Consider the following 7418-nt stretch of genomic DNA (forward strand, 5'->3'; position numbering starts at 1 on the left):
TCCGTTCTGGCCCTGGCGCAGCACGCGCACCTGCACGGGGCTGGTGTGGGTGCGCAGCAGGCGCCGCTCGCCGCGTTCGTTCTCGGGCAGCCAGAACGTGTCGTGCATCTCCCGCGCCGGGTGCTTTGGCGGGAAGTTGAGTGCGGTGAAATTGTGGAAGTCGTCCTCGATGTCCGGCCCCTCGGCGAGCGAGAAGCCCATGTCGGCGAACACCGCGATCATCTCGTCCAGCACCTGCATGGTCGGATGCACCCGTCCGCGCCGTTCGGGCGGCGGCGGGAGCGAGAGGTCCACGCGTTCTGCGGCGAGGCGGGCGTCGAGAGCGGCCGTCTCCAGCGCCTCACGGCGTTCGGTGATGGCGGCGGCTATGGTGTCGCGGAGGCCATTGATCCTGGGTCCCTCGACCCGGCGCTCGTCCGGGCTCATGCGCCCCAGGCCCTTCAGCAGTTCGGAGATCGAGCCCGACTTGCCCAGGGCCTCGACGCGGATGGCCTCCAGAGCCGCCACGTCGGCGGCGTCAGCGATACGGGCGGCGAGGTCCGCCTGAAGTTTGGTGAGGTCGGTCATGGGACGGGTGTCCTAGCCAAAGGTCTTCGCAGGGTGAAGGGGGCCACGAAAAAGCCCCCCGGCGGTTCGGCCGGGGGGCTCTTCAAGCTCTGGAGATCAGCTGATCCCGGGCCTCAAGCCAGCGCGGCGCGAACCTTGTCGGCGATGGCCTTGAACGCGGTGGGATCGGCGCCGGCGATGTCGGCGAGAACCTTGCGGTCCATCTCGATCCCGGCCTTGTCCAGGCCGTGGATAAACTGCGAGTAGGTGAAGCCTTCCAGCCGCGCCGCCGCGTTGATCCGCTGGATCCACAGCGATCGGAAGTTGCGCTTACGGACCTTGCGGTCGCGGTAGGCGTACTGGCCGGCCTTGTCCACGGCCGCCTTGGCGGTGCGGATGGTGTTCTTGCGGCGCCCGTAGAAGCCCTTGGCCTGTTCGAGAACCTTCTTGTGCTTGGCGTGGGCGACAACGCCCCGTTTCACGCGTGCCATCTGTCAGTTCTCCTTAGAGGCCGTAGGGGAGCCAGAGCTTGATAATTTTCGTATCAGCGTCGCTCATCACCTTGGTGCCGCGGTTCTGACGGATGTACTTGGCGTTGTGGCTGATCAGGCGGTGGCGCTTGCCGGCGACGCCGGCCTTGAGCTTTCCAGACGCCGTCATCCGGAAGCGCTTTTTCACGCCGGACTTGGTCTTCAGTTTGGGCATTTCACGTCGGGGCCCGAAGACCCCGTCCTCTGGTCGTGTTGATGAGCCGCCCTGGCATGCCTTGGGGCCAGGCGGTTCCGAAGGGGCGGGCTAATACGGGAAGGGTGGAGAAATGGCAAGGGCGCGTGGGCGCCGTCGCGCTTCGGTCACGGCGTATCCGGGCCGGCTTCCGGCGATTGCCGCCACGCCTGCGCCCGTCGTCCGGCCGCCAGGGCGATCAGGATCGCTGGCGCGACCACCAGGGCGCCGATGAAGAACGGTGCGTGGATGCTCAGGCCGGCGAAGGTCAGGTTGGCGCACATGGGGCCGGCGACGCGGGCGAGCGCGCCCATGGCGTTGTTCAGGCCCAGAATCTGGCCCTGGCGGTGCGGATCGGCGGTTTCAGAAATCAGCGCGCTGACATTGGGCCAGGCCACCGATTGACCGATGGCGCTCAAGGTCAGAAACGCAATGGTCATCGGCCCACTGGTCGAAAAGGGCTGCATCAACAGACAAACGGTTGTCACCGCCATGCCGATCGCCAGCATGCGGCCCTGACCATAGCGCTCGGACAGCGGGCCGGTGACGAAGATCTGGGTGATCGCCGAGGCGACACCGACGATGGCGAAAGCCCAGCCGATCTCCTGAGGTCCCCAGCTGAATCGGGCCTCGGTCCAGAGGCCGAAAACCGACTCCACCCCTGTGAACGCGAAGCCGACCATGAACGTGAGCAGCATCAGCGGCCCGATCACGGGATGGCGGGACGCCTCGCCCATGGCCGCCCAGCGGTTGGGCTGATGTGAGGCCGAGAGGTCGCGCTGGCGGCTCTCGCGGATGATCAGAGCCACGAACACCGCCGAGGCCAGGAACAGGCTGGCGGAAATCAACAGCGGCAACTGGAAGCCGATGGGCCCGGCGCCCGGCCGCGCGAAGACGCCGCCCATGAAGGGGCCCACGATCAGGCCGACATTCCAGGCTGCGCCCATGTAGCTCATGTAGCGGGTGCGCTTCTCCGGCGGTGTCACGTCAGCGATGTAGCCCTGAATGATCGAGCCGTTGCCGCTGAACAGGCCGCCCAGCAGGCGGATGCCGATCGCCGCCACAGCGGAAGGTGCGAACGCCAGGGCCAGATAGCAGAGGCCGTTGGCGGCGATGGTCATGATCAGCAACGGCTTGCGACCATACTTATCCGACAGCCGGCCCCAGAACGGCTCGCCGAAAAACGTGCCGATGGAGAACGCTGAAAAGATCAGCGCGATCTCCCAAGGCTCGGCGTCGAATGAGGCGGCGTAGAAGGGCAGCAACGGGACGATGATCCCGAAGCCCAGCATGTTGAAGAAGATGATGCCGATCAGCGACAGCGCGGCCCAGGGGGGCGGCGCGGGCGCCTCCGGGGGCGACGATACGGACATGGCCCGGTGTTAGGCTGACGTCCGCGCGGCGGCAAGGTGCACGATGGGTCCGACGGTCCTCAGCGCGCGGCGAGCGTCAGGAACGCCTTGCCGGCCGCGAAGTCGCCCACTTCCACATAGGCGCGGCGGACACGCTCGCCCGGGAACATAAACTCGATCGCCACGGCCTCGCGTGGATCCAGCTCGGCCAGGGCCTGGGCGGCGGCTGCGGGGAAGCGGAAGGCCCAGCCATCGGCCGCGCCCTTTGGCAGCAGTTCGGCCTCGGCGCCCGACCGGGCTTCGGCCAGGAAGCCCCGCGTGGCGCTGGCCGGCGGCAGCTTCTGGCTCAGCGCCGCAGTCGCGCCGCCCAACAGGTAGGGTCCCACTGTGCGGGTCGCGTCGCGCATCACAAGGCGGGCGGCATAGGGCGTCTGGTTGTCGGCGAAATCCGCCACGGCCACCAGAGCGCTTGTGGCGTCACGGCCGGCCAGGCCAAAGATCATCCGGTTAGAACCGAAGACGGCGTCCTGCGCCAGGCGCCAGCGGGCGGTGCGGCTCTGGCCCCGGTCGGCGCGCCAGCCCGAGACGTCGCCGCGATAGGTCATGCGCGTGACTCGGCTGTAGCCTTCGAAGGCGCTCTGCACGCGTTGGGCCGCCTCGGTGACCGGTGCGCTGGCGCAGGCGATCCGCGCCGCCCGGTTGCGCGCCTCGTACTCGATGGCTCTCAATGTGCGGGTCTCCGTGCCCGCGCGCAGGGCCGCGCCCCGCGCCTGAGCCGCGCCGGCCGCCAGGGCCGCCGAAACGCCCGGGGTGAACAGGCCGCAACGCTCGCCGAGGACAGTGAGCAGCGTGCGTTCGAGATAGATGTCGGTCGCGCTCATGGCCGCGTGGGCGAACGTCGGGGCGGCGAGGGCCATCGCCAGCCCCAGGCCTGTCCAATGCGACCTTGGCCGCGCGCTTCTGCGCGTGGTCATGACTACACCCACCAATCCAACCGACGGCGCTTTTCGGCCGCTTTGGTGATCGGCTTTACGATGAGCCCGTTTCGGCGAGGTGGACGCGTAGGGTTAACAGTTTCCCGCGGGGCGCGGGTCGCGGTATCTGCATGCGCGTATGTTGCTTTCCTCTGACATCTGGGTCGGCGCCCTCATCCGCCGCGCGGAAAAGGGCGGGGCATTCGCCACCGTGCTGCGCAAGGGCGACCCGCGCGCCGGCGCCGTGCTGGTCAAGATCGTCAACCGCGCCGAAGGAACCGCCCGCCTGCTGGCCGAAGCCACGCGCGGCGATGGCGACCGCGTCTGGATGGAGCCCGCCGCCAGCCGCGACGAGGCCGAGCTTGACCGCTACGCCGAACGCGCCGCCCGGATCGATCCCGATATCTGGGTGGTCGAGATCGACGATCGCGAAGGCCGCCACTTTCTGGTGGAGCCGGTGGAGAAGACCTGAGGGTTCGGATCGTCAGACTTGCCGGGGCGTGGAACCTGTCTCACGATCCGCGAATCCCGGAGGACATTCTCATGAACATCACCCGCCGAGACGTCGCCCGCGGCGCCGCGTTCGCTGCGGCCTCGGCCGCTTTGCCGGCCGGAACCCCCGCCCATGCGCAGAGCTATGTCAATCTCGCCGCACTGAGTTGGAAAGACTTCGACCGTCGCGCCGTATCCGACATTCTCAACAAGTCAGACGCCGTCGCGCTGCCAGGCTATCGCCTCGGATTTGTCGTGCGCAGCGGAATCAATTCGATCACCACCGGCGGGCGGGCCATGTCGCAGACCGACGTGGAGCTGTCGGGCCTCGACCTAAAGGCTGCCCGCGCCATCGCCGACTTGGCGTTGGCGGACTTCACCGAACAGGTTCGCGCCACCGGTCGTCCGGTGATCGGGGCAGAGGAGATTCGGGCGCAGCCGGCCTACCGCGAGCTCAAACTGGCCTCGGTGCCTTGGACCGGTCGCATCCCGGCCGATGCCCGCACCTTCGCCTACGTGCCGCCCAACAATCACGATCTCTTCTTCATCAATCTCGATGTGCCCAATGATCAGGGGCCCTTCGGGCTCACCAACGGCCGGGCGTTCAACAAGATCTGCGCCGGCCTCGGCGCCATCTGCGCCACACCGACCCTGGTGGTGGACTTCGCCGAACTGACACGGTCTGGCGGCGGCGCCTTCTCGGCCGACGCGGCCACCGGCGCGCGGCCGGGCCTGTTCATGCCCGAGATGGTTACCGGCGGCCTGTTCCACTTCGGCAAGAATGCACTGGCGGGCGGCGGCAACCGAACCGGCCTGCAACGCCGCGTCCGGCTGGGCGACGCCGGTCAGATGATCCAGACCTCGCGGACCGACAACCAGGCCGAGGTGGCGTGGTGGAACTCATCCGCCGCCATGGGAGTCCAAGGCCCTGGATCGCCCAACTCCTACGCCATGGCGGCCTATCGCTACCGCATCGACCCCCCGGTCTTCCAGGAGCGGGTGCTGGCCGGCGCCCGCGCCCTCAACCGTGCCCTGGCCCAGGCCCTGGCCGAGAGCCGCCCGAAGCGGTGAGCGGCGGCCCAACCGAAGCGGCCTGTTGGCTGCCCGGAGATGTGATCATGTGCGCGTTCAAGTCCTTCGGGCACACCAAGGTCGAGGTTCTGGAGACCAATCTCGACCACCCCCATGGCCCCTACTTCACCATCGCAACGTCGCGGTAGGCGCGAGATCGGGGTCGGGGCCGTGCTTTCAAGGCGGTTCGTGACGTGCTAGCCGCCGCGCCATGAGCGCTTCCCCTGCCGCCGAGGCCGCCAGTTCTCGCCTTGGAGTCGCCGCCCAGGCGGCGCGGCGGCGGACCTTTGCGATCATCTCCCATCCCGACGCCGGCAAGACCACGCTGACCGAGAACCTGCTGCTGGCCGGCGGCGCAATCCGGGCGGCGGGAGCCGTGCGGGCGCGGGGCGAGACCCGTCGCACCAGATCGGACTGGATGAAGATCGAGCGCGAACGCGGCATTTCGGTCTCGGCCAGCGTGATGACCTTCGACCACGACGGGTTGATGTTCAATCTGTTGGATACGCCAGGCCACGAGGACTTCTCGGAAGACACCTACCGCACCCTCACTGCCGCCGACGCCGCCGTGATGGTGCTGGACGCAGCCAAGGGCATCGAGCCCCAGACCCTCAAGCTCTTCGAGGTCTGCCGGATGCGCGACATTCCGATCGTGACCTTCATCAACAAGATGGATCGCGAGGCGCAGGATCCCTTCGAGCTGCTGGACGAAGTGGCGTCCAAGCTGGCCCTTGATCCGTCGCCGCTCTACTGGCCGGCGGGTTCCGGCGGCCGTTTCAAGGGCATGCTCGATCTGCGCCGCCGCACGTTCCTGCCTTTCCGCAAGAGAGGTGGCGGGGCCGCTGATGAGGATGAGGGCCACCCGCCGGGCATCGCCTTCGACGGCAATGCGGTGGTCAGCTACCTCGACCCCGACGAGCGCGAGGAGCTGGCCGAAAACGCCGAGCTGGCGGAGGGCGGCCTAAAGGCGTTCGATCCCCAGGCCTTCCTCGAAGGCCACATGACGCCGGTGTTCTTCGGATCAGCGCTGCGCCACTTCGGCGTCGCGGAGCTGCTGGAGGGCCTGGGCGCCTATGCGCCGCCGCCCCGTTCGGTGGCCGCGCGCAAGGCTGCCGACAACATCCACGTCGCGCCGGGCGACCGCGAGGTCTCGGGGTTTGTGTTCAAGGTCCAGGCCAACATGGACCCCAACCACCGCGACCGCATCGCCTTTCTCAAGCTCTGCTCGGGCAGGTTCAGCCGCGGCATGAAGCTCAAGGTGCAGAACACCGGCAAGCAGCTCAGCGTGAACGCGCCGATGATGTTCTTCGCTTCGGACCGTGAGTTGGCCGAGGACGCCTACGCTGGCGACGTCATCGGCATACCCAACCATGGCGTGTTGCGTGTGGGCGACAGTCTGTCGGAGAGCGGGACCCTGCGCTTTGCGGGTCTGCCCAACTTCGCGCCGGAAATCCTTCAGCGCGTACGCGTCAAAGACCCGCTGAAGGCCAAGCACCTCAAGAAGGCCCTCGAAAGCCTGGCCGAGGAGGGGGTCACGCAGCTGTTCCGTCCGTCGCTGGGCGCTGACTTCATTGTGGGCGCGGTGGGCCAGCTTCAGTTCGAAGTGATGGCTGACCGGCTCCGGGAGGAGTACCAGCTCGACGTGATCTTCGAGCCCAGCCCCTTTGGTGAGGCGCGCTGGATCCTGGGCGAGCCCGCCGACCTCGACGACTTCATGAGCAAGCACCGCTCGGCCATGGGGACCGACATCGACGAGCAGCCGGTGTTCCTGGCCAAGAGCGCCTGGGACGTGGGCTATGCCGCCGATCGATATCCGAAGGTCCGCTTCGAACGGTCGAAGGAACGGGCCTAGGGCGCATGAGCGTCCTTCTCTACGGCGTCCCGGCGCCGGGCCTTGTCGACGCGCCCGCCTCCGCCCTGCAGGTCTCGCCACGGGTCCCGGGCTCGGCCGATCTGGCCGCGCTCCCTGACGCCTCCGCCGACGAAGCCTTTATCCTGGCGCCGGGCGGCACGCTGGAGCGCGACTATGTGCTGGCCCAGGCCCTGCGGGCCCTGAAGCCAGGAGGTCGGCTCACCGCCTTTGCGCCTAAGGAAAAGGGCGGTTCGAGACTGCGCAAGGTCCTGGAGGCGTTCGGTTGCGAGGTGGGCGAGGACGCGCGCAAGCATCACCGCTTCTGCTACGTGGTGCGGCCCGCCCAACCCGCACGCCTCAGCGAGGCGATCGCCGCCGGCGCGCCGCGCGTCGTCCCGGCCCTGGGCC

General features: G+C 68.0%; 7 protein-coding genes and 2 pseudogenes. 4 read left to right on the top strand and 5 right to left on the bottom strand.

All coding sequences use genetic code 11. From position 1 onward, the window contains the following. The 5 genes and pseudogenes from ACIQ3R_RS12675 to ACIQ3R_RS12695 form a co-directional block, all read right to left on the bottom strand. Positions 1-567, bottom strand: a pseudogene (locus ACIQ3R_RS12675) (phenylalanine--tRNA ligase subunit alpha); the annotation flags it as partial. 113 nt (positions 568-680) lie between these two features. After that, positions 681-1037: a 50S ribosomal protein L20 gene (rplT, locus tag ACIQ3R_RS12680; protein ID WP_397419034.1), complete on the bottom strand. Its 357-nt coding sequence runs from the start codon at positions 1035-1037 to the stop codon at positions 681-683. 13 nt (positions 1038-1050) lie between these two features. Next, positions 1051-1251: a 50S ribosomal protein L35 gene (gene rpmI, locus ACIQ3R_RS12685; protein WP_293348522.1), complete on the bottom strand. Its 201-nt coding sequence runs from the start codon at positions 1249-1251 to the stop codon at positions 1051-1053. 146 nt (positions 1252-1397) lie between these two features. Next, complete coding sequence (locus ACIQ3R_RS12690; protein ID WP_397419037.1) at positions 1398-2642, bottom strand: MFS transporter; 1245 nt, start codon at positions 2640-2642, stop codon at positions 1398-1400. A 59-nt stretch (positions 2643-2701) separates the two neighbouring features. Continuing rightward, on the bottom strand, positions 2702-3538 hold the full coding sequence (locus ACIQ3R_RS12695; RefSeq protein WP_397419039.1) for a hypothetical protein: 837 nt from the start codon (positions 3536-3538) through the stop codon (positions 2702-2704). 196 nt (positions 3539-3734) lie between these two features. On the opposite strand from ACIQ3R_RS12695, the gene ACIQ3R_RS12700 reads away from it, so the two are divergent. The 4 genes and pseudogenes from ACIQ3R_RS12700 to ACIQ3R_RS12715 all read left to right on the top strand — a co-directional run. Continuing rightward, the gene (locus ACIQ3R_RS12700) at positions 3735-4067 is read left to right on the top strand and encodes a DUF1491 family protein (protein ID WP_397419041.1); all 333 of its coding nucleotides are present in this window, start codon (positions 3735-3737) and stop codon (positions 4065-4067) included. A gap of 71 nt (positions 4068-4138) precedes the next feature. After that, complete coding sequence (locus ACIQ3R_RS12705; protein ID WP_397419043.1) at positions 4139-5158, top strand: hypothetical protein; 1020 nt, start codon at positions 4139-4141, stop codon at positions 5156-5158. A gap of 211 nt (positions 5159-5369) precedes the next feature. Further along, entirely contained in the window at positions 5370-7010 is a 1641-nt protein-coding gene (locus tag ACIQ3R_RS12710; protein WP_397419045.1) for a peptide chain release factor 3, read from the top strand. A 5-nt stretch (positions 7011-7015) separates the two neighbouring features. After that, positions 7016-7418: pseudogene (locus ACIQ3R_RS12715) on the top strand (methyltransferase); the annotation flags it as partial.

The organism is Phenylobacterium sp., from assembly GCF_044371015.1.
Lineage (GTDB): Bacteria > Pseudomonadota > Alphaproteobacteria > Caulobacterales > Caulobacteraceae > Phenylobacterium.